The organism is Sphingomonas kyeonggiensis (assembly GCF_030812785.1).
Classification (GTDB): Bacteria; Pseudomonadota; Alphaproteobacteria; order Sphingomonadales; family Sphingomonadaceae; genus Sphingomonas; species Sphingomonas kyeonggiensis_B.
The window spans coordinates 420,623-441,459 of the sequence record NZ_JAUSTJ010000001.1 but is presented as its reverse complement, the minus strand read 5'-3'; the positions used below and the strand labels follow the sequence as shown (position 1 = coordinate 441,459).

The 20,837-nt window shown below is 68.6% G+C and carries 15 protein-coding genes; 7 read left to right on the top strand and 8 right to left on the bottom strand.

Annotated features, from left to right (window positions below):
- The first annotated feature begins 33 nt into the window (after nucleotides 1–33).
- On the top strand, nucleotides 34–477 hold the full coding sequence (locus J2W22_RS02145) for a hypothetical protein (RefSeq protein WP_307116622.1): 444 nt from the start codon (nucleotides 34–36) through the stop codon (nucleotides 475–477).
- Between the two features lie 31 nt (nucleotides 478–508).
- On the top strand, nucleotides 509–1,171 hold the full coding sequence (gene pdeM / locus J2W22_RS02140; RefSeq protein WP_307116621.1) for a ligase-associated DNA damage response endonuclease PdeM: 663 nt from the start codon (nucleotides 509–511) through the stop codon (nucleotides 1,169–1,171).
- Nucleotides 1,172–1,406: 235 nt separating this feature from the next.
- Here the strand turns inward: pdeM and J2W22_RS02135 are convergent, their stop codons facing one another.
- The 6 genes from J2W22_RS02135 to J2W22_RS02110 form a co-directional block, all read right to left on the bottom strand.
- Nucleotides 1,407–2,114, bottom strand: a complete 708-nt coding sequence (locus tag J2W22_RS02135) for a GIN domain-containing protein (protein ID WP_307116620.1) — start codon at nucleotides 2,112–2,114, stop codon at nucleotides 1,407–1,409.
- Between the two features lie 37 nt (nucleotides 2,115–2,151).
- On the bottom strand, nucleotides 2,152–2,895 hold the full coding sequence (locus J2W22_RS02130; protein ID WP_307116619.1) for a head GIN domain-containing protein: 744 nt from the start codon (nucleotides 2,893–2,895) through the stop codon (nucleotides 2,152–2,154).
- 111 nt (nucleotides 2,896–3,006) lie between these two features.
- A complete protein-coding gene (locus tag J2W22_RS02125; RefSeq protein WP_307116618.1) occupies nucleotides 3,007–3,540 on the bottom strand; it encodes a CarD family transcriptional regulator in 534 nt (177 codons plus the stop codon).
- Between the two features lie 247 nt (nucleotides 3,541–3,787).
- On the bottom strand, nucleotides 3,788–4,126 hold the full coding sequence (gene fdxA / locus J2W22_RS02120) for a ferredoxin FdxA (protein ID WP_307116617.1): 339 nt from the start codon (nucleotides 4,124–4,126) through the stop codon (nucleotides 3,788–3,790).
- A gap of 59 nt (nucleotides 4,127–4,185) precedes the next feature.
- Nucleotides 4,186–4,488 (bottom strand): S4 domain-containing protein, encoded by a 303-nt coding sequence (locus J2W22_RS02115; protein ID WP_307116616.1) that lies wholly within the window; start codon nucleotides 4,486–4,488, stop codon nucleotides 4,186–4,188.
- On the bottom strand, nucleotides 4,481–6,958 hold the full coding sequence (locus tag J2W22_RS02110; protein ID WP_307116615.1) for a helicase-related protein: 2,478 nt from the start codon (nucleotides 6,956–6,958) through the stop codon (nucleotides 4,481–4,483). Before J2W22_RS02110 ends, J2W22_RS02115 begins: the two co-directional genes overlap by 8 nt.
- A 253-nt stretch (nucleotides 6,959–7,211) precedes the next feature.
- Here J2W22_RS02110 and J2W22_RS02105 point away from each other — a divergent pair, with 253 nt between their 5' ends.
- The 4 genes from J2W22_RS02105 to J2W22_RS02090 all read left to right on the top strand — a co-directional run bounded on the left by J2W22_RS02105 (nucleotide 7,212) and on the right by J2W22_RS02090 (nucleotide 12,428).
- The gene (locus J2W22_RS02105; RefSeq protein WP_307116614.1) at nucleotides 7,212–8,693 is read left to right on the top strand and encodes a M23 family metallopeptidase; all 1,482 of its coding nucleotides are present in this window, start codon (nucleotides 7,212–7,214) and stop codon (nucleotides 8,691–8,693) included.
- Nucleotides 8,694–9,018: 325 nt separating this feature from the next.
- Complete coding sequence (locus tag J2W22_RS02100) at nucleotides 9,019–9,933, top strand: sulfite exporter TauE/SafE family protein (protein ID WP_307116613.1); 915 nt, start codon at nucleotides 9,019–9,021, stop codon at nucleotides 9,931–9,933.
- A gap of 35 nt (nucleotides 9,934–9,968) precedes the next feature.
- Nucleotides 9,969–10,691, top strand: a complete 723-nt coding sequence (locus J2W22_RS02095) for a TIGR02186 family protein (RefSeq protein WP_373422958.1) — start codon at nucleotides 9,969–9,971, stop codon at nucleotides 10,689–10,691.
- A 69-nt stretch (nucleotides 10,692–10,760) separates the two neighbouring features.
- Nucleotides 10,761–12,428 (top strand): ATP-binding protein, encoded by a 1,668-nt coding sequence (locus J2W22_RS02090; RefSeq protein WP_307116611.1) that lies wholly within the window; start codon nucleotides 10,761–10,763, stop codon nucleotides 12,426–12,428.
- A 3-nt stretch (nucleotides 12,429–12,431) separates the two neighbouring features.
- Here J2W22_RS02090 and J2W22_RS02085 read toward each other — a convergent pair whose 3' ends face one another.
- Both J2W22_RS02085 and J2W22_RS02080 read right to left on the bottom strand, forming a co-directional pair.
- On the bottom strand, nucleotides 12,432–13,427 hold the full coding sequence (locus J2W22_RS02085) for a hypothetical protein (protein WP_307116610.1): 996 nt from the start codon (nucleotides 13,425–13,427) through the stop codon (nucleotides 12,432–12,434).
- Complete coding sequence (locus tag J2W22_RS02080; protein ID WP_373422957.1) at nucleotides 13,424–14,809, bottom strand: glycosyl transferase family protein; 1,386 nt, start codon at nucleotides 14,807–14,809, stop codon at nucleotides 13,424–13,426. Before J2W22_RS02080 ends, J2W22_RS02085 begins: the two co-directional genes overlap by 4 nt.
- A 165-nt stretch (nucleotides 14,810–14,974) precedes the next feature.
- Here J2W22_RS02080 and J2W22_RS02075 point away from each other — a divergent pair, with 165 nt between their 5' ends.
- Entirely contained in the window at nucleotides 14,975–20,734 is a 5,760-nt protein-coding gene (locus tag J2W22_RS02075) for an alpha-2-macroglobulin family protein (protein ID WP_307116608.1), read from the top strand.
- The last annotated feature ends 103 nt before the right edge of the window (nucleotides 20,735–20,837 follow it).

The window sequence follows — 20,837 nt, the reverse complement described above, 5'->3', positions numbered from 1 at the left end:
GCCCGGATCGGCCGATTGCGCTAGATTCGGGCCATGCGGACAGGGGCTCACATCATCGCTGGTCTGATCGGCTGCGCGGCGCTTGCGGCGTGCAATCCGAACCCCGTGAAGCCGGTGCAGAAGGCCGAGGCGAGCGAGGCGAAGCCCGTTGCCGCGGTGCCGGCCAAAACTGCCGGCCCGGCCGCGCCGCTTCAGGCCTGGCTGGTCGGCAGCTGGTCGTTCGAGAACAGCTGCGCCAGCGACTTCATCGCGCATTACGGCGCCGATGGCGCGCTCGACAATAGCGGCGAGACCGGCAGCTGGGCGCTGGCAGGCGATACCGTCACCGAGACGATCCGCGAGCGCTATGACAGCGCCGCCGACGGCACCGAGAAGGTCAACCCGCCCGAGACGCGCAGCTACACGATCGCCCGCACCGATCAGGATCACGGCGTGGTCACCTATCAGGGCCGCAAGGTGCCGATGCTGCGCTGTTGACGGCGCGGGCGGGACGACCGATAGCAGGGCCATGGTTCCCCTTTCGTTCGCCGGCCATGAGCTGATGGCGCTGCCCGAGGGCGCGCTCTACTGGCCGGCGCGCGCGGCCCTGCTCGCCGCGGACCTGCATTTCGAGAAGGGCAGCTGGTTCGCCCAGCGCGGCCAGATGCTGCCGCCCTATGATTCGATCGCGACGCTCCAGGCGGTGGCGGCGCTGGTTGGACGGACGCAGGCGCGCGAGCTCTGGTGCCTCGGCGACAGCTTCCATGATTCCGAAGGCTGCGAGCGGCTGCCCCCCGATGCCCGCGCGCTGCTCACGGATCTCACCACCCGGCTCGACTGGCGCTGGATCACCGGCAATCATGACAGCCTGCTGGTCGATCATTGCGGCGGCACGATCCTGGAAGAGGCCGAGGTCGACGGGCTGGTGCTGCGCCACGAGGCCGAGCCGGGCGATCCGCGGCCCGAGCTGTCGGGGCATTTCCACCCCAAGCTGCGCCTGCGCGTCCGTGGGCGGCAGGTGGCGCGGCGCTGCTTCGTGGCTTCGGCGACCAAGCTGATCCTGCCTGCTTTCGGCGCGCTCACCGGCGGGCTCGACGCGCATCATCCCGAGATCGTCCGCGCGGTGGGCGGCAAGGCCCAGGCGCTGGTTGCGCTCGAAGACCGGCTGCTTCGCTTCCCGCTCGCCGCCTAAGGCGGCTTGCAATGTAGGATTTCGCTTGCTGGGCTTATGCGGCCGGCCTCGCGGTTCGGCCGCTCTTTGACCTGTTGGAGAAATAGGATCCCGCGCACGCAAGGATGTTGCGAGGTGCGATGCGTTTCCAGGAAAATTGGGAAAATAGCGCAGTGGCGGCACCCGCCGATGTCGTGACCTTAGTGAACTTCCACGAGTCGGCGCGGCGCGCGGTGTAGGCAATGCGCAGGCGGCGTTAGTTGGCCTCCCGGCCCTTCTCGAAATCGGCGCACTCGACCGGTCCCTGGCCGATCACCGCGCATTTGGCGTCGCCCAGCACGCGCACCACGCCGCTCGACGTCGCGCTGATCCGGGCATTGTAGCGCACCGTCATCGCCAGCACGCCGCTGCTCCCGGAGACGAGCTGCGCATCGGCGGTGGTGAGGGCGGCGGCATCGAGGCTGCTCGATCCATAGAGCCGCACGCGCGTGTGCAGCGCGCTGCCGGCGACCGCGATCGTGCCCGATCCGGCCAGCGTCAGGCTGAGGTCCTGCGCGTCGACCCTGCCGATATCGATCCGCCCGGTGCCGTTCTGCGACACGTCGATCCGGTCGCCGCGCAGCTCGGCCAGCTTGAGCATTGTGCCGCCATTGGTCTGGACCACGCGCAACGCCGGCGCCGTCACGCGGATGCGCGCGCTGCTCGCCGCTTTGCCCGACGCCGATTGCCAGCTCTGCGTGCCCGAATTGAGGATGAGCGTGTTGGCATCGACCCGCACGGCGATAGCGTCGAGCGCGGCACGGTCGCCGGTGATCGTCACCCCCGGCGATCCGGGCGCGACGTCCACCTCGAACGGCCCGTCGATCCGGAGCCGGTCGAAGCCGGTGACCATCACCACCCGCTCGTCGCCCGGCGCGGCGGCGCCGAGGAGCAGGAACAGCGGGGCGAGAGCGAGCCGGTGCATGGCCTCACCCTCGCGCCACTTCAGCACTTAGGCAAGCTCAGGAACAATGCGCCTCGCCCGGGCCGGTCGCGCTGATCGAGCATTTGGCGCCGCCGGTCAGGTCGACATCGCCGGGGCCGGCGATCGAGATCGAGGCGCCGCCGGTCACGTTGCCCTTCAGACTGCCCGGCCCGAGGATCGAGATGCTCGCGCTTGATGCGGTGAACTTGCTGGCGTCGATGTCGCCCGGACCGGTGATCGAGGCGTTGAGCCGGTTGGCGGTGCCGGCGACGGTGAGGTTGCCGGTGCCGGTGATCGACAGGTCGGCATCGGTAGCGGCGAGGGCGGCGATGTGCAGATCGCCGGTGCCGGTGATCTTGCCGTGGAAATCGCCCTCGGCCTTGTCGACGCTGATGTCGCCGGTGCCGGTGAGCGTGGCGCCGACCAGCTTGGGCAGCGTGACGGTCACCTTCACGCCGTGGTCGCTATGGCCCCAGGAGAAGCCCCTGCGGTCCTTGCGGTCGACGCGCAGCGTACCGTCGACCACCTGGATCTCGAGCTGGTCGAGGATCGCGCTGTCGCCCTCGGCGGTGACGGCGAACTGCGCGCCGTTCTTCACGTCGACATCGTCGGTGCCGCGCAGCTCGACCTTGGTGAAGCCGGTCGCGTCATAGGTCCGCTTGGCGGTGACGCCGCTCGGCTTGACCTCGTGCCCGTCCTTGCCGCCGTCCTTCTCCCAGCTGGCATGGCAGGCGCCCGTGGCCATCAGCGGCAACAGGGCGAGGGCGATCAGGCTGCGCATCGAATTTCTCCCGAACATGTGTATTGCTTAACCAATACACTATCGATTGGACAAGGAAAAGGGGCGGTTTTCAAGGCCGCCCCTCTCCGCAGGTACCGATGCTGATCTGAATCAGGCCGGAACCTTGTCCTTGTTGTGGATCGCCGCAGCCTTGCGCAGGATGTCGAGGATCTTCTCGAGTGCGGCCGGCTCGTCGGTCTCTTCCATCGCCGCGAGCTCGCGGGCGAGGCGGCTGGCGGCCGCTTCGAAGATCTGACGCTCCGAATAGCTCTGCTCGGGCTGATCGTCGGCGCGGAACAGGTCGCGGACCACTTCGGCGATCGACACCAGGTCGCCCGAATTGATCTTCGCTTCATATTCCTGGGCGCGGCGCGACCACATGGTGCGCTTCACCTTGGGCTTGCCCTTCAGGGTCTCCAGCGCTTCCTTGAGCGTCTTGTCGCTCGAAAGCTTGCGCATGCCGACGCTTTCCGCCTTGTTGGTCGGAACGCGCAGGGTCATTTTCTCTTTTTCGAAGCGCAGAACGTAAAGTTCGAGCTGCATTCCAGCGATTTCAGACTTCTGGAGCTCGATTACACGGCCAACGCCGTGCTTGGGGTAAACGACATAATCGCCGACATCGAAGGACAGCGCCTTTGCAGCCATGTGCGAGGAACCTTTCGTGATAACCGGCCCCGACGGGCTCGGCGTCCACCCCGGCAAATGCAGGGCAGGCAGATCGGGGCGACTTCTCTTTGCTTCTCCGGGCGGAGGTGAGTCTTCCTCCGTCGCGCCCCATTTAACACGCTTGCAATAAAATTACCAGCCAAACGTCACCGTTTGTCCGTGGTAAAATGCGGTTTCTCGCAGGTTTCTGTGGATTTCGCGTGGGCAAACGCCAAATCGGGTAAGCCTAGCTGCCCGAACCGGGCTCCGGCGAGAAGAACTGCTCGAACTTGCCCTGGACGTCCTTCATCGCATCCGCATCGGCGGGCACGTCGCCCTTCTGCGTGATGTTCGGCCAGGATTCCGAATAGGTGCGGTTGAGCTCCAGCCACTTCTCCAGGCCGTTCTCGGTGTCCGGCAGGATCGCCTCGGCCGGGCATTCGGGTTCGCAGACGCCGCAGTCGATGCACTCGTTCGGATTGATGACGAGCATGTTCTCGCCCTCGTAGAAACAGTCGACCGGACAGACCTCGACACAATCCATGTACTTGCACCGGATGCAGGCGTCGGTGACGACATAGGTCATGGAAACTGGCCCCTTGGAACGAAACGTGCCGGTCCTGCTATGCCTGTGACACTGCCGCGTCAATCATATGGCGCTTCCTGCGAGACGTTCTCAGTCACCGTCAGGTCCTGGTAACAGGCCCTTCCCTCGGCCGGTGGACCGCGCCGCGCCGGCAGTCGCTCGACCCGGACGACGCGCACCTTGCCATAGAGCGGGAAGGCAACGACGCAGCCGATGCGCACCGTGGCGGAGCTGCGCTCGATGCGCCGGCCGTCGATGCGCAGCGTGCCCTTCTCGGCGATCGCCTGCGCCGCCGAGCGGGTGCCGGCGAGGCGGGCCCACCACAGGAAGCGATCGATCCGCATGGCGCCCGCGTCAGCCATGCTTGAGCTCCGCGAGCACGGCGAAGGCATTGTCGCGCGGCGGCGCCTTGGGCTTGGGCGGCGCGACCAGCCCCTGCCAGATCCAGCGCTGCGGCTCGCCCTCCGCGCCCCTTGCGGTGCGGAAGCCGAGCTGCGCCATCAGCCGCGCCAGCGTCTCGGCGGTGAGCCCCATCGAGGTGGCGAGCGCCGGATCGGGGGTGAAGGGCTTGCGGCCCTGCCTGCTGTCATGCGCGGCGCGGGCGATGCGCTCGACCAGGTCGACACGGACCGCCTGCGCGCCGAGCGGGCGATAGCCATGGGCGAGGTCGGCGCCGGGCGCGGCACGCGGCAGCACGGTGGCGCCCTCGCGTGGTGCCTCGGCCAGTCCCATCAGCTCGCGGCGCCAGCGCGCGGCACCGGGCTTGAGCAGGGCAGGGGCGAAGATATCGAGCGTGCCGATGGTGACGCCGATCTTGCGCAGCCGCTGGCGCGCCGGCGGATCGAGCGCCTCGACCAGCGTCGCGGCGGCACGACGGGGCAGCAGCCCGCCGGCTTCGAGCAGCGCATTGGCGAGCGCGCGCAGCGGCGAGCCGGCCTGGGGATCGCGGGTTGCCTCGTCGAGCTTGCCGAGCACGGTCAGGTGCCTGCCGATCTGGTCGGCGAACCAGCGCTCGAGCCGGGCCTGTGCGGCGGTCTTGGCTTGCGGTTCGAGCACGTCGAGCGAACGGTCGAGCCGGATGCGCGGGCGGGCGATATTTGGGCCGGGCTCCAGTGAAGCCACCGCCACGCCGTTCCAGGCCAGTACCGCGCCGGTGAGCGCGATATCGGCATCGGGCGCGTCGATCAGCGCCTGGCCGCGCTTGCGATACTCCTTGCCCAGCCTTTTCTCCGCCGCGGCGAGGAGCATGCGCTTGTCCCCGGCACGTGCCTCGGGCGCAACCGTGAAGCGGAAGCCGGTGAGAATGCCCAGCGCATGCTCCTCGACGGTCACTTCGCCCTCGGGCCCGATCTCGACCGGCAGGTTCGAGGCGTCGGCGCCGATCTGGCGGAGCAGCACGGTGGTGCGCTTGTCGACGAAGCGCTGGGTGAGGCTGGCGTGGAGCGCGTCGGAAAGCTTCTCCTCCACTGCGCGCGTCCGCTCGGCCCAGTGGATCGGGTCCTCCAGCCAGTCGGCACGGTGGGCGATATAGGCCCAGCTGCGCGCCGCCGCGATGCGCCCCGCCAGCGTCTCGACATCGCCGCCCATATTGTCGAGCCGCTGGATCTCGTCGGCGAACCATTGGTGCGGCACATGGCCGCGCCCTTCGGAGAGATGGCCAAACAGCCGGCCGACGAAGCGGCTGTGCGGCTCGGCGCCCAATTTGCGGAAATCGGGCAGGCCGCACGCGGCCCAGAGCCGCTTGACCATCGCCGGCGAGCGCACCCGCTGGCGCACCCAATCCTCTTCCGAAAGCCGCTTGAGCACCGCGAGATCGACCGCCTCCGGCGCAGCGCGCAGCACTTCGCTGCTGGGCTTCGCTTCGAGGCTGGCGATCAGCGCCTCGACGCTGGCGAAGTCGGGCTCGCCCTGGCGCCAGAACAGCTTTTCGAGCGGCGGCACCCGGTGCGCCTCGATCGCCAGCACCTCCTCGGGGGTGAAGGCGCTTGGGCCTTCCTCGTGCAGCGCGCCGAAGGTGCCGTCGCGTTGATGCCGTCCGGCGCGGCCGGCGATCTGCGCCATCTCGGCGACGGTGAGGCGGCGCTGGCGGCGGCCGTCGAACTTGGTGAGCGAGGCGAAGGCGACATGGTGGACGTCCATGTTGAGCCCCATGCCGATCGCATCGGTGGCGACGAGATAGTCGACCTCGCCCGCCTGGAACATCGCGACCTGGGCGTTGCGGGTGCGGGGGCTGAGCGCGCCCATCACCACCGCCGCGCCGCCGCGCAGGCGCCGCAATGCCTCGGCCACGGCATAGACTTCCTCGGCGCTGAACGCGACGATCGCACTCCGCCTGGGCAGGCGGGAGAGCTTCTTCGCGCCGGCATAGCTGAGCGTCGAGAAGCGCGGCCGGCCGATCACCTCGGCTTCTGGCACCAGCGCCTTGAGCATCGGTTTGAGCGAGTCCGAGCCGAGGATCATCGTCTCCTCGCGGCCACGGGCGCGCAGCAGCCGGTCGGTGAAGACATGGCCGCGCTCGGGATCGGCGCCGAGCTGCGCCTCGTCCAGCCCGACGAACGCGACCTCGCGTTCCAGCGGCATCGATTCGGCGGTGCACAGGAACCAGCGCGCCTTGGGCGGGCAGATCTTCTCCTCACCGGTGATCAGCGCGACCTCGGCGTCGCTGCCTTTCATCTTGACGACGCGATCATAGACTTCGCGCGCCAGCAACCGCAGCGGGAAGCCGATCATGCCGCTGGCATGACCCGCCATCCGCTCCACTGCCAGGTGGGTCTTGCCGGTGTTGGTCGGGCCCAGCACGGCGGTGATCTCGGAACGCGCGAAACGACTCATTGCGACTCCCAAGATCGTTCCGAGTCACCCCTTAAGCAACTCCCCCGGATTGGCGATTCGCCTTAACCATGTTGGAAAGACTACCGAATATGGTGAAATCCTCGCTTCATCCGCGAGGCGCCACAACTCGCCGCACGAGTCGGCCCCAGAGACGGTGCTTAATTTGACTTTAAGTCCTGCCTTCCACAGTGATCTGCTCGGTAGCCGGGGGTTTACGGCACGACATCGACGACCTTTTGGGGGGCGTTGCGCCTTGTATTTGCGGAGTGACCATGGAGAGGGCCTGACCGGCGGTGCGGCATCCGCGCGCGCCAAGGCTCCGGCACGTGGTTTTTCTGCCAGGCTGAGCGAGCGCTTCGGCGACTTCGAATTCGCCCCCGATCTCGGCTCGCGCATCGGCACTTTGACTTGGTATCGCGGCGCCGCGACCTGTGTCGGGCTGATCACCGCCACCTTGCTGCTCGCCCCGGGCTTCGAGAACCCGATCTACGGCACCGTTCCCGCACCGGTCTCCGGCGCCGAGTTCGAGGCGACCCAGGCCCAGGCGATCAAGCCGATCGGCATGGGCTCGGGCACCGGCGCCCGCCTTGCCGCGACGAAACTGGTCGCGCCGCTGAGCGACACGCCTGAGCGCCCGATCCTCGAAGGCTCGACCAAGCTCGCCTCGGGCGGCGCACTGCTCGCCGCGCTCACCCGCTCGGGTATCGGTGCGGCCGATGCGAAGACGGTCGGCTCGCTGATCGCCGGCGCGATGCCGCTTTCCGACATCCAGTCGAACACGATGCTCGACTATGTGCTCGGCCGCCGCCCCGAAAAGTCGCAGCCGCGGCCGCTCGAGAAGCTCGAGCTGCGCGCCGCCTTCGACAAGAAGATGGAGATCATCCGGGTCGGCGCGAACCTCGATCTCAAGGTCATCCCGATCGCGATCGACCGGACGCCGCTGCGCATCCAGGGCACGATCGGCTCGTCGCTTTATCGTTCGGCCCGCGCCGCCGGCGCCCCGGCCAAGGCGGTCGAGAGCTATATCCGCACGCTCGCCACCCGCACCCCGGTCTCGCGGCTGGGCTCGGACTGCAAGTTCGACATCATCGTCGGCCAGGCGCGCGCCGAGACCGGCGAAGTGCAGCTCGGCAGTCTGATGTATGCCGGGGTCAGCGGCTGCACGAGCAAGATGCAGCTCGCCCCGTTCGAGCAGGGCGGCAAGACCACCTGGTTCGACGGCGCCGGCAAGGGCAACAGCACCGGCGCGATGGCGATGCCGGCCAATGGCCGCTTCTCCTCGGGCTTCGGCATGCGCCGCCACCCGATCCTCGGCTATACCCGCATGCACAAGGGCGTCGACATCGCCGCGCCCTGGGGTTCGCCGGTGTTCGCCGCCAGCGACGGCGTCGTCCAGTTCGCCGGCCGCAGCAGCGGCTATGGCAACTTCATCAAGGTCACGCACGGCAATGGCTATGGCACCGGCTATGGCCATCTCAGCCGCATCTATGTGCGCAACGGCGAGACCGTGCGCCGCGGCCAGCGGATCGGCGCGGTCGGCAATACTGGCCTGTCGACCGGCCCGCACCTCCACTATGAGCTCTACCGCAACGGCATGGCGGTGAACCCGCGCTCGGTGTCGTTCACCTCGACCCAGCAGCTCACCGGCGGCGACCTCGGCCAGTTCAAGGCGCAGCTCAACCGGCTGCTCTCGGTGCCCGTCGGCCACGGCGCGGTGAAGGACGCCGAGGACTGAGGACGATCGGCATGCAGCGCGTGCCGATCCCCCCGGTCGTTTCCAACAAGCACATCGCGCGGCGCCTCGCCAAAGTACACGAAGTACACGCCCGAAGCGGGTTTTCCCGGCGCCTGAGTTGACCAGCTTCCCGCAGGCGCGCCGCATCCCCGCAACATCCTTGCGCGCGACGAATCCTATATTTCCAACAAGACAGAGAGCGGCCGGGCGCCAGGCCCGGCAGCGCGAGCCCGGCAGGCGAAATCCTACATTGCAAGCGAGCGGCGCCGGCTGACCGGAGATGGGCTTTTGCACTGCACCGCAAACGCGGTATCGCTGCGGCGCAATGGATCTCTACCTTCCGATCGCCAACCTGTCGGTCAACGCGCTCGTCATCGTCGCGCTGGGCTTTGGCGTGGGATTGCTCTCGGGCATGTTCGGAGTGGGCGGCGGGTTCCTGACCACGCCGCTGCTGATCTTCTACGGCATCCCGCCGACCGTCGCCGCCGCATCGGCCGCGAGCCAGGTGACCGGCGCCAGCGTCTCGGGCGTGCTCGCCCATTTCCGCCGCGGCGGCGTGGACCTGCACATGGGCGCGGTGCTGGTGGTAGGGGGCGTGATCGGCAGCATCGCCGGGGCGGGGCTGTTCACCCTGCTCCGGAAGAGCGGCCAGATCGATGTGGTGATCGGTGTGCTCTATGTGCTGATGCTCGGCTCGATCGGCGGGCTGATGCTGCACGAATCGATCCAGGCGATCCGGGTGACGCGCGGCGCCCGCCCGCCGCGACCGCGCAAGCGCCGCCACCATCCGCTGGTTGCGATGCTCCCCCTGCGCTGGCGCTTCTATTCCTCGGGACTCTACATCTCGCCGCTGGCACCGTTGCTGCTCGGCTTCTTCACCGGCATCCTGACCGTGCTGCTCGGCGTCGGCGGCGGTTTCATCCTGGTGCCGGCGATGCTCTACCTGCTCGGCATGGGCACGCAGGTGGTGGTCGGCACCTCGCTGTTCCAGATCCTGTTCGTCACCGCCGCCGCCACGATGGTCCACGCGACGACCACCAAGGCGGTCGACATCGTCCTCGCCGCGCTGCTGCTGCTCGGATCGGTGGTCGGCGCGCAGATGGGCGCGCGCTTCGCGCTGGCGGTGAAGCCCGAATATCTGCGCTTCATCCTGGCGGTGATCGTGCTGCTCGTCGCGGTGCGCATGCTGCTCGGCCTCGCCTGGCAGCCCGACGAAATCTATTCGGTGGAATTGCTGTGAGGAGATTGCTCCTCCTCGCACTTGCTCCGCTGCTGATGGGCCAGGCCAAGCCGGTGCTGGTCCCCGACGTCTCGCAGCGCGACATCGAGATCGCCTATTCGTTCACCGGTGCCGAGCTGCTGCTGTTCGGCGCGATCCTCTATCCCGGCGGACGCACGCCCGGGCAAGGCGAGAAGCCGGCCGACATCGTCGTGGTGGTGAAGGGCCCCACCCAGTCGGTGCAGGTGCGCGAGAAGGAGAAGGTGGCCGGCATCTGGGTCAACGCCCAGCGCATGCGCTATCGCTCGGCGCCCAGCTTCTACGCGATCGCCTCGTCGCGGCCGATCGACCAAATCGTCGACGAGCGTACCCGCGCGATCTACGAGCTTGGCGTCGACAGCCTGCAGCTCTCCCCCGCATCCGGCGCCGCGCCCGAAGTGCAGGCGCGCTTCGACAAGGGGCTGGAGGATCTGCGCGCCCGCACCGGCCTCTATTACCAGGCGCCCGGCGCAGTGGAGATCACCGACGGCGTGCTCTATCGCGCGCGGCTGGCGATTCCGGCGCGCGTGCCGATCGGCAAGTTCACCGCCGAGACCTTCCTGATTCGCGACGGCCGGGTGCTCGCCGCGGCGGTGCGCGGGATCGAGATCCGCAAATCGGGCTTCGAGCGCTTCGTCGCCCATTCGGCAGAACATTATTCGGTGATCTACGGTATCGTCGCCGTGGCCCTCTCGATTCTGTTCGGCTGGGGCGCAGGCGCGGTCTGGAAGCGCTTCTGAAGTCCTTGCGGACTCACCCAATATTTACCTCCCTGGCGCAGATTGCGCGCGTCAACGGGGAGCAGCCGAATGGACGGCCAATTTGGCGCGCGCGGGTTTGAAGGCGCGGCGTCGGTTTCTACGAACGAGGGCCTGCCCTCGCGCACGCCGGTCGAGCCGATCGGCGCGGTGCTCGAGATCGCCGGTTCGTCGAGCCAGGTGCTGATCGATCCGGAGGCGCTGAACGCGCTCGCCGGAAACGCGGACCCCACCGTCGCCAATGCCGGCCAGGTCGGCAGCCAGGTGAAGGTGCGCGTCGGCGCGACCTGGCTGATCGCGAACGTCCGCTCGCTCAAGCTCCAGGGCGACCATATCGCCGCCTATATCGACTTCCTCGGTGAGGGCGATGAGGAGCGGCTGACCGGCAAGCTCTACAAGTTCCGCCGCGGCGTGACGCGCTATCCGACGCCGGGCGCACCGGTCTTCCCGGTCTCGACCGCGGACCTCAAGCAGATCTACGCCGCCGAGGATCGCGCCCATATCGAGATCGGCAATGTCTATCCGACCAAGGACATTCGCGCCGCACTCTATGTCGATTCGATGCTCGGCAAGCATTTCGCGCTGCTCGGCTCGACCGGTACGGGTAAATCGACTGCCGCGGCGCTGATCCTGCACCGCATCTGCGAACTGGCGCCGCAGGGCCATGTCGTGATGATCGATCCGCACGGCGAATATGCCAGCGCGTTCAAGACCACCGGCGCGCTGTACGACGTCACCAATTTGCAGATGCCGTACTGGCTGATGAACTTCGAGGAACATTGCGAAGTGTTCCTCACCACCTCCGGCTCGGACCGGCAGGTGGATGCCGACATCCTCGCCAAGTGCGTGCTCGCTGCCAAGCAGAAGAACCGGCTGGCCGCCGAGATCGGCAAGCTCACCGTCGATGCGCCGATCCCCTATCTCCTGTCGGACCTGACTCAGATCCTCCAGCTCGAAATGGGCAAGATGGACAAGTCGACCGACACGGCGCCCTATCTGCGCATCCGTTCGAAGATCGACGAGATCAAGGGCGATCCGCGCTACGCCTTCATGTTCTCCGGCATGCTGGTGGCGGACACGATGGCGCAGTTCCTGTCGCGCGTGTTCCGCCTGCCGGGCGACGGCAAGCCGATCTCGATCATCGACGTGTCGGGCGTGCCTTCGGAAATCACCTCGGTGGTCGTGGCCGTCCTGTCGCGCATGGTGTTCGACTTCGCGATCTGGTCGCGCGGCGAGAGCAAGCGGCCGATCCTGCTCGTCTGCGAGGAGGCGCACCGCTACGTCCCCAACGAGCGCAACGCCGATGGTTCGTCGGTCGGCCGGATCCTCAGCCGGATCGCCAAGGAAGGCCGCAAATACGGCGTGTCGCTGGGCCTGATCACGCAGCGCCCGTCGGACCTCGCGGAGGGCGTGCTCTCCCAGTGCGGCACCATCCTGTCGATGCGCCTCAACAACGAGCGCGACCAGGCCTTCGTGAAGGCGGCGATGCCCGAAGGCGCGCGCGGCTTCCTCGATTCGATCCCGGCGCTTCGGAATCGCGAGTGCATCGCGGTGGGCGAAGGCGTTGCCACGCCGATCCGGCTGCTGTTCGACAATCTGGACGACAACAAGCGGCCGGCTTCGGACGATCCGCTCTTCTCCGAGCTGTGGCGCGACACCGGCGGCGAGGAGCAGATCCTCGAGCGCACGATCCGCCGCTGGCGCGCGCAGGGGAAGTAAGCCCTAGAAATCGGCGCCCAAGGTGAGCGCGAGGCCCGAGCCGGGCCTTGCCTCGCCGGCGACGCGCTGGCGCCAGTCGAGTGCCAGGCGGAGGTTGCGCATCGCCAGCGTCGCCGAGGGGCCGATATCGAGCCGTTGCGCGTCGCGCTGCGCGGCACCCCAGGTGCCGGCACCCAAGGCCAGCTGTACGGGACCCGCCGCGCCCACCGTTCGCGTGCCGCGCGCCGCGCCATCGGCATAGGGATCGGCGCGTCGGCGCAGCACCGCGCCGGCCTGGCCATAGGCTTCGAGCCGGAAGCCGCGCCACTCCTTGTCGATCCCTGCTATCGCGCCGAGCCCGGTGCCGCCGGGACTGCCATCCAGCCCGAAGCGGCGCTCGGCGATCAGCCGGACCGGCGCGCGGGTCGGCTGCCATTCCAGCCCCAGCGCCGCCTCGCGGCCCCTGCCGGACAGGGGGGAGGTGACGCGGCCATAGGCGGCGATCCGCTGGCGGGGTACGACCAGCCACGCGACCCGGGCCCCGGCCTGTCCGCCGCCGATCTGCCCGCCCGGTGCCGCGACCGGGCCGCCATTGCCACGCGCGACCATCCACAGGCTCAACGACCAGCGATCGGGCAGCGGATCGAGCCGCTCGGGGGCGGGCATCGCCCGGGCCGACAGCGACGTCGGCTGGGCGGCAGCGAAGGACATGACCGGCTCGACCTCGCCATATTGGGCGAGCGCCATCAGGGCGAGCTGCACGCGCGGATCGTCGTCACCGCGTGGGGCGCGATAAGCCGGCGGCACGCGCGTATGCGCCGGCAGCGGCGGGTGTCGCTCGACGACCGCCTGTCGGGCGATGGCGGGTGTGGTGCGGGGTTCGGTTTTGGCAAAGGGCAGCGCGGCCTCGATCGCGGCGGGCAGCGATCCGGCCTGGGGCCAGAGGATCGCGACCCGCGCACCCGTCCAGACGATCGCGACCATCGCAAGGAAGCGCAGTGGCCGGCCGCGGCCGTTCATCCCTGCTCCGCCGGGTGCAGTTCGGGGAAACGGTGCGCGGTCTTGTCCCAACGCGGCGGGGCGCCGGCGAGCATGCGCAGATAGAGGCCGAGCGCGCGCCGTGCGGCGAGCAGCGCGACGGCATTGCTCGAGAAGATGCGCGGCACCGACCACAGCCCCTCCCGCCAGCCATAGGCATGGCCGACAAAGGCGGCGCGGACCGCCAGCCGCCAGGCGAGCAGCGCGAAATTGGTCCAGAGCAGCGCCTGCATCAGCGGCGATTGCTCGGGCGCCCTGCTGCCGGCGAGCAGATGGGCGCCGGAGGAAAGCCCCCAGGCGAGGATCGAGAGATAGGCGAGGGCGAGGACGGGGATCTCGAGCGTGGCGCGCCGGTCGCGCATGCGCATCCAGTTGTCGCCGATCTGGCGCCAGCCGCCCCAGCCGGTCCGGTCCCAGCCGGCGAGGGCGATGCCGGTCATCCAGCGTGCTTTTTGCCGCACCGCCGCCTCGATCGTGTCGGGGAAATAGGCGCGCACCGCGACCGGCGGGCCGCCCGGTGCCTCGGCGATGCGGACCAGCCGGGCCGGGGCGCCCAGCGCGGCGATCGCGAAGCCCAGCTCATAATCCTCGGTCAGGCTGGTCGCGTCGAACGGCGCGCCGCCCCGGGCATCGGCGAGCCGCCCCAGCACGTCGCGGCGGATCGCGCAGCCGACCCCCGCGAAGGGCAGGCCCGCCCCGATCGCCTGGCGCACGACCATCGACCGGCCATGGCTCTCTGCGAACTCGTCGAGATAATGCCCGGCGAAGAAGCGCGAATGCGGGTGGGGAAGCGGCAGCACCGGCAGCTGGACCGCCGGATGCTCGACCAGCTCCCGGGCATAGACGCGCAGCTCGAGCGGGTGGACCACGTCCTCGGCATCGTGGAGCGCCACCGCGCTGGCCGTGAAACCCTCCGCCGCCTCGTCGCGCAGCAGCGCGCGCCACAGGCCGTTGAGGCAGTCCGCCTTGGTCGTACCGCCCGGGCGCGGACCGATCACCAGCCGCACCCGCGCATCCACCAGCGCGACTTCGACCACCGCCGCGATCGTCGCCGGATCATTGGGATAGGCGCCGACATAGATACGGTAATCAGGGTGATCGAAGCGCTGGAGCGCGGTGCGCAGCATGGCGCCGATCACCGCGGACTCGTCCCAGGCGGGCACGAAGATCGCGATCCGGCCCGGCGGCACGGGGCCGTCCAGCGCCGGCTGCGGCGCGCGGTGTCCGCGCAGCCTGCGTACGGCATAGATCAGGTCGACGAGCAGGTCGTCGATCCCGCCGACGACGAACCACAGCGCCGCGAACAGGATCATCTCGCGCACCATCAGGTCCATCGCAGTGAGCAGCGCCTCCCCAGTCGGCACCTTCAAGTCCCTCCAATTCGGAGGCGGAATTAAGCCGTGCCGCTGACGGAACGATCAAGCGCCATGGTGCATTTTCGCTCCGAAACGGACGCGGTTAATTCGTCGCTGGACTCGTAACGGGGCCCGGCTATCGTGCCGACCGCTGCCCGAGGGGAGGTTGCCACCATGAAGCTCGTTGCCCGGCTAGGCGTTCTGGCATTGATCCTGGCGCCGATCGGCGCCGTCACTGCGTTCGGCGACAACAGTCCCCAGGTCGAGATGGCGACCCCCGGCGTCGGCGATGGGGCGATCGAGCGCTTCACCACGCGCTTCAACGTGGCGATGGTGCCGCTGGGCGACCCGCGTGCCGAATCCCCCTTCAAGGTCGATTGCCCGACCGGCGGTCAGGGCCGCTGGGTCGACCAGCAGACCTATGTCCACGAATTCGCCACCCCGCTCCCCGGCGGCGTCACCTGCAAGTTCACCCTGCGCGACGGGATCAAGAGCCTGTCGGGCTATGATCTGCAGGGCCAGAAGGAATTCACCGTCGATTCGGGCGGCCCGATCGCCCGTGCGGTGCTGCCCAACCGCTATGGCAGCGAGATCGAGGAGGACCAGGTCTTCGTCGTCGCGGCGAACCTCGCGCCCGATCCCGCCTCGGTCGGCGCCAATGCCTATTGCGCGGTCGATGGCCTGGGCGAGAAGATCCCGGTCGACGTGCTGCCCGCCGATGTAGCGCCCAAGCTGCTTGCCGATCTGGGCACCGATCGCTGGCAGGTCCAGAGCTTCCTGAGCGAGGCGGGCCTGCCCCAGGCGCTGCCGGAGAAGGCCGAAGACCGCGCCAAGTCGCTCGCCAGCGTCGTCGCGGTGAAGTGCCGCCGTCCGCTGCCGCCGGGCCGCGACATGGCGCTGGTCTGGGGCAAGGACATCAAGAGCGCCTCGGGCCGCACCGCCGGCACCGACCAGCGCTTCGACTTCACCGTCCGCAAGGAATTCAGCGCCCGCTTCGAATGCTCGCGCGTCAACCCGACCGCGGGCTGCAGCCCGGTGCAGGACGCCTGGGTGCGCTTCTCCGCGCCGATCCCCAAGGCGCAGGCCGAGGCCGTCCGCATCAGGACGCCCGACGGCAAGGAGCTGAAGCCGATCTTCGGCGACGACGACAAGAACAAGGCGACCGTCGCAGACCTGAAGTTCAAGGCACCGCTGCCGGCCGAGACCACTGCCAAGGTCGTCTTCCCCGCCAACATCACCGACGAGAGCGGCCGCAAGCTGGCCAATGCCGAGCGCCTCCCGCTCGACGTGAAGTTCGACGCGCCTCCGCCGCTGGTGAAGTTCGCCGGCAATTTCGGCATACTCGAAGCCAAGGAGGGCGGCGTCCTTCCGGTCTCGGTCCGCAATGTCGAGCCCGATCTCCAGGGCATGCAGATGGCGGTGAGCGGCCAGAGCCTGAAGATCGAGGGCGGCGATGCCGAGATCGCCAAGTGGTTCCGCGCGCTCGCCGATGCGGCCGAGGACAAATCGGACGAGATCAAGCGCGGCGACGAAACGATCACGATCAACCAGACCGGCGCCAAGCCGTTGCTGACCCCCACCACCGGCAAGCCGCTCAAGATCGGCCTGCCCGGCAAGGGCAAGGATTTCGAGGTCGTCGGCATCCCGCTGAGCCAGCCCGGCTTCTACATCGTCGAGCTGGCCAGCCCGCGGCTCGGCGAGGCGCTGCTCGGCCGCAAGGCGCCGCGCTATGTCGCCACCGGCGCGCTCGTCACCAACATGAGCGTCCATTTCAAATGGGGCCGCGACCAGTCGCTGGTCTGGGTCACCGCGCTCGACAGCGGCCAGGGGGTCGGCGACGCCGAGGTGCGCGTCACCGACAGCTGCACCGGCCAGCTGCTCGCCAAGGGCAAGACCGATGCCTCGGGCCGCCTCGGCGTGCCCGCCGGCCTGCCCGCGCCCGAGACCTATTCGAGCTGCGAGAACGGCAATTCGAGCCCGCTGATGGTCTCGGCGCGCAAGGCCGATGACTTCAGCTTCACGCTCACCCAATGGGGCCAGGGCATCCGCCCGTTCGATTTCGACCTCAACTATGGCTGGTCGGAGCAGGAGCAGATCTTCCACACCGTGTTCGACCGTTCGCTCGTCCGCCAGGGCGAGACGGTGCACATGAAGCATATCGTGCGCCAGCCGATCGCGGCCGGCTTTGCCAGCAGCCCGGCGTTCAGCGGCACGCTGCGCCTCAGCCATCGCGGCTCGGACACCCAGTACGACCTGCCGCTGAGCATCGACGCCAATGGCACCGGCGAGAGCGAATGGACCGCGCCGCAGGGCGCCAAGATGGGCGACTACGACGTCACCGTCCTCACCAAGGACGCCGAAGGCAAGGAAAAGACGATCTGGACGGGCCAGTCGTTCAAGGTCGACGAATACAAGCTGCCGACGATGAAGGCATCGGTCGCCGGGCCCAAGGATGCCGCGGTGCGGCCGAGCACGCTGCCGCTCGACCTGTTCGTCGGCTATCTCTCGGGCGGCGGCGCTGCCAGCCTGCCGGTCGAGACGCGCATCGGCTATTTCGCCGACTTCAAGACCCCCGACGGCTATGACGGCTACAGCTTTGGCGGCCGCGCGATGACCGAGGGCACCAAGCCGATGAACGGCGAGGGCGAGGACGAAGAGGTCAAGCTGCCGCCGACCCAGACGCTGCCGGCGACACTCGGCGCGGACGGCACCAGCCGGATCAATGCCGAGGTGCCGCAGACGCTCGAGCAGAACACCACGATGCTGGTCGAGATGGATTATCAGGACGCCAATGGTCAGATCCTGACCTCGTCGCGGCGCATCCCGATCTTCACCTCCGCGGTGCAGCTCGGCGTGAAGACCGATGGCTGGCTGATGAAGCAGGACGATCTGCGCCTGCGCTTCGTCGCGCTCGACACCAATGGCAAGCCGATCGCCAACCAGGCGATCGCGGTCGAGCTGTACAGCCGCGAGATCCTCACCGCGCGGCGCCGGCTGATCGGCGGCTTCTACGCATACGACAACCAGATGAAGACGACGCGGCTGAGCGCCACCTGCTCGGCGACGACCGACGCGCAGGGCCTGGCGAGCTGCGCGCTCGACCCCGGCGTCTCGGGCGAGGTCTATGCGGTGGCGACCACCAAGGATGCCAATGGCAATGTCGCGCGGGCGACCAAGTCGGTCTGGCTGGTCGGCGATGATGACTGGTGGTTCGGCGGCGACAATGGCGACCGCATGGACGTCATCCCCGAGAAGCTCGAATACAAGGCGGGCGAGACTGCCAAGTTCCAGGTCCGCATGCCGTTCCGCGACGCGACCGCTTTGGTCACCGTCGAGCGCGAGGGCGTGCTGTCCAGCTTCGTCGTCGGGCTGACCGGCAAGGATCCGGTGATCGAAGTGCCGATGCCGGGCGATTATGCGCCGGACGTGTTCGTCTCGGTCATGGCAGTGCGCGGGCGCGTGACCGGCTGGCAGAACTGGCGCTCGAACATCGCCCGCGACTGGGGCGGCCCCTGGTCGAAGGACGGCGGCGAGCCGACCGCGACGGTCGATCTCGCCAAGCCCGCCTATCGCTTGGGCATTGCCAAGGTGAAGGTCGGCTGGGAAGGCCATAAGCTCGACGTGGCGGTGAAGGCCGACAAAGCGAGCTATGCCGCGCGCGACAATGCGCAGGTCGATGTCACGGTGAAGAGCCCCGACGGCAAGCCGGCCGCTTCGGCCGACGTCGCCTTCGTCGCGGTGGACGAGGCGCTGCTCCAGCTCTCGCCCAATGAGAGCTGGGACGTGCTGACCGCGATGATGGGCGACCGCCCGATCTCGGTGCTCACCTCGACCGCGCAGACCCAGGTGGTCGGCAAGCGGCATTACGGCAAGAAGGCCGTCGAGGCCGGCGGCGGTGGCGGCGGCGATCTCTCCGGGCTCAACCGCGAGAATTTCCAGCCGGTGCTGCTGTGGAAGGGCAGGGTCGCGCTCGATGCCAATGGTCATGCGAAGGTACAGGTGCCGCTCAACGATGCGCTGACCTCGTTCAAGCTCGTCGCGATCGCCACGTCGGGTCCGCAGCTGTTCGGCACGGGCAGCGCGAGCATCCGCTCGTCGCAGGACCTGACCATCTATGCCGGCGTGCCGCAGCTGGTGCGCACCGGCGACCAGTTCGGCGCGATGTTCACGCTGCGCAACGGCTCGAGCAAGCCGATGAAGGTCACCGCCACGGTGGCGCTCAACCCCGCCTATGCGACCGGCAAGCCACTGACCGTCGAGATCCCGGCGGGCGGCGCCGCGCCGGTGGTGTGGAACCTCACCGCCCCGCCGCGCGACGGCAAGCTGAGCTGGACGGTCACCGCCAAATCGGCGGACGGCAAGTCGACCGACAAGGTCACCGTCGCGCAGGTCGTGGCGCCCGCAGTGCCGGTCGAGACCTGGGCGGCGACGCTCGGCCGGGTCGGCACGGGCACGCAATTCCCGATCGCGCCGCCGGCGGGCGCGCTGCCCGGCTTCGGCACGGTCGAGGTGAGCCTCACCGACAGCCTCGCCCCGCCGCTCTCGGGCGTGCGCGAATATATGTCCGCCTATCCGTACAACTGCCTCGAGCAGCGCACCTCGCGCGCGATCGCGCTGGGCGATACGGGGATGTGGAACCTGATCGCCAGCGACATCCCGGCCTATCAGGACGGTGACGGGCTGCTGCGCTACTGGCCGGGCGACTGGCCGGGCTCGGAGGCGCTGACTGCCTATATCCTCTCGGCCAGCGGCGAGGCGGGCCTGCCGCTGCCGGAGGGCCCCAGGGCCAAGATGCTCGATGCGATGAAGGCGGTGCTCGACGGGCGGCTGCGGCACGAGGATTATGGAGATGTCCGCCTCCAGCGCGTCGCGGCGTTCACGGCGCTGGCGCGGCAGGGTGCGGCGACCTCGGCGATGCTCGGCCAGATCGGCATCACGCCGGCCGAGATGCCGACCAGCACGCTCTCCGATTATGCCATGGCGCTCGGCAAGGTGCAGGGCCTCGCCAATGGCCAGCAGCTGCGCGTCGATGCCGAGAAGGTGCTGCGCAGCCGGCTGGTCTATGAGGGCACCCGTGTCGACATCTCCGACAAGGGCCGCATGGCCTGGTGGCTGATGTCGTCGGACGACGAGGCGGCGATCAAGGTGCTGCTCGCCACGCTCGGCCGCCCGGGCTGGGAGAATGACGCCGCCAAGCTGATGGTCGGCATCGCCGCCCGCCAGCAGCGCGGGCATTGGGACACCACGACCGCCAATGCCTGGGGCACGATCCTGGCGCGGCGCTTCATGGGACTCTACCCGGCCGAGGCGATCGCGGGCGTCACCACCGCCAGCTTCGGCAGCAACAACCCACTGAGCCTCAGCTGGCCGCTGGCCGAGCCGCAGCGCAGCTTCAGCTTCCCGCTGCCTGCCCAGACCACGCCGCTGGTGCTCAACCAGTCGAGCGCGGCCGGTCCCTGGGCGTTCGTCCGGGTGAAGGCGGCGGTGCCGCTCACCCAGCCGCTGATGGCCGGATACAAGGCGACCAAGAAGGTCGAGGCCGTGAAGCAGGCGGTCGCCGGCCGCTGGACGCGCGGCGACGTGGTCAAGGTGACGATCAGTGTCGAGGCTTCGGCCGAGCGCAACTGGGTGGTGGTCAACGATCCGGTGCCCGCGGGCGCGACGATCGTCGGCAATCTCGGCGGCCAGTCCGAGCTGCTCGCGAAGGACAGCGGCACCAGCGAAGGCGTCTCGCCCAACTATATCGAGCGCGGCAATGACAGCTGGCGCGCTTTCTATGGCTGGGTGCCGCGCGGCAGCTTCACGGTGTCGTACGTGATGCGGCTCGATGCGGCGGGCAAGTTCAACCTGCCCGCGACCCGGATCGAGGCGATGTATGCGCCCGAGATCCGCGCGCAGCTGCCCAATGCCGTGATGTCCGTGGCGCAGCGGTGACGGCGAAGGAGGCTTTCGACCGCTTCCTTGCCTTCGCCCGCCGCTGGACGAAGCGCATCGACGATGCGCCCGACGCGGCGCGTGCCTGGCTGGGCCGCGAACG

Coding starts and splice junctions, on each gene's coding strand:
- J2W22_RS02130 (WP_307116619.1), bottom strand. CDS start 2,895: ATGCGCAGCCTGATCGCCCTCGCCCTGTTGCCGCTGATGGCCACGGGC.
- fdxA (WP_307116617.1), bottom strand. CDS start 4,126: ATGACCTATGTCGTCACCGACGCCTGCATCCGGTGCAAGTACATGGAT.
- J2W22_RS02125 (WP_307116618.1), bottom strand. CDS start 3,540: ATGGCTGCAAAGGCGCTGTCCTTCGATGTCGGCGATTATGTCGTTTAC.
- J2W22_RS02075 (WP_307116608.1), top strand. CDS start 14,975: ATGAAGCTCGTTGCCCGGCTAGGCGTTCTGGCATTGATCCTGGCGCCG.
- J2W22_RS02090 (WP_307116611.1), top strand. CDS start 10,761: ATGGACGGCCAATTTGGCGCGCGCGGGTTTGAAGGCGCGGCGTCGGTT.
- J2W22_RS02115 (WP_307116616.1), bottom strand. CDS start 4,488: ATGGCTGACGCGGGCGCCATGCGGATCGATCGCTTCCTGTGGTGGGCC.
- J2W22_RS02110 (WP_307116615.1), bottom strand. CDS start 6,958: ATGAGTCGTTTCGCGCGTTCCGAGATCACCGCCGTGCTGGGCCCGACC.
- J2W22_RS02145 (WP_307116622.1), top strand. CDS start 34: ATGCGGACAGGGGCTCACATCATCGCTGGTCTGATCGGCTGCGCGGCG.
- pdeM (WP_307116621.1), top strand. CDS start 509: ATGGTTCCCCTTTCGTTCGCCGGCCATGAGCTGATGGCGCTGCCCGAG.
- J2W22_RS02135 (WP_307116620.1), bottom strand. CDS start 2,114: ATGCACCGGCTCGCTCTCGCCCCGCTGTTCCTGCTCCTCGGCGCCGCC.
- J2W22_RS02100 (WP_307116613.1), top strand. CDS start 9,019: ATGGATCTCTACCTTCCGATCGCCAACCTGTCGGTCAACGCGCTCGTC.
- J2W22_RS02095 (WP_373422958.1), top strand. CDS start 9,969: ATGGGCCAGGCCAAGCCGGTGCTGGTCCCCGACGTCTCGCAGCGCGAC.
- J2W22_RS02085 (WP_307116610.1), bottom strand. CDS start 13,427: ATGAACGGCCGCGGCCGGCCACTGCGCTTCCTTGCGATGGTCGCGATC.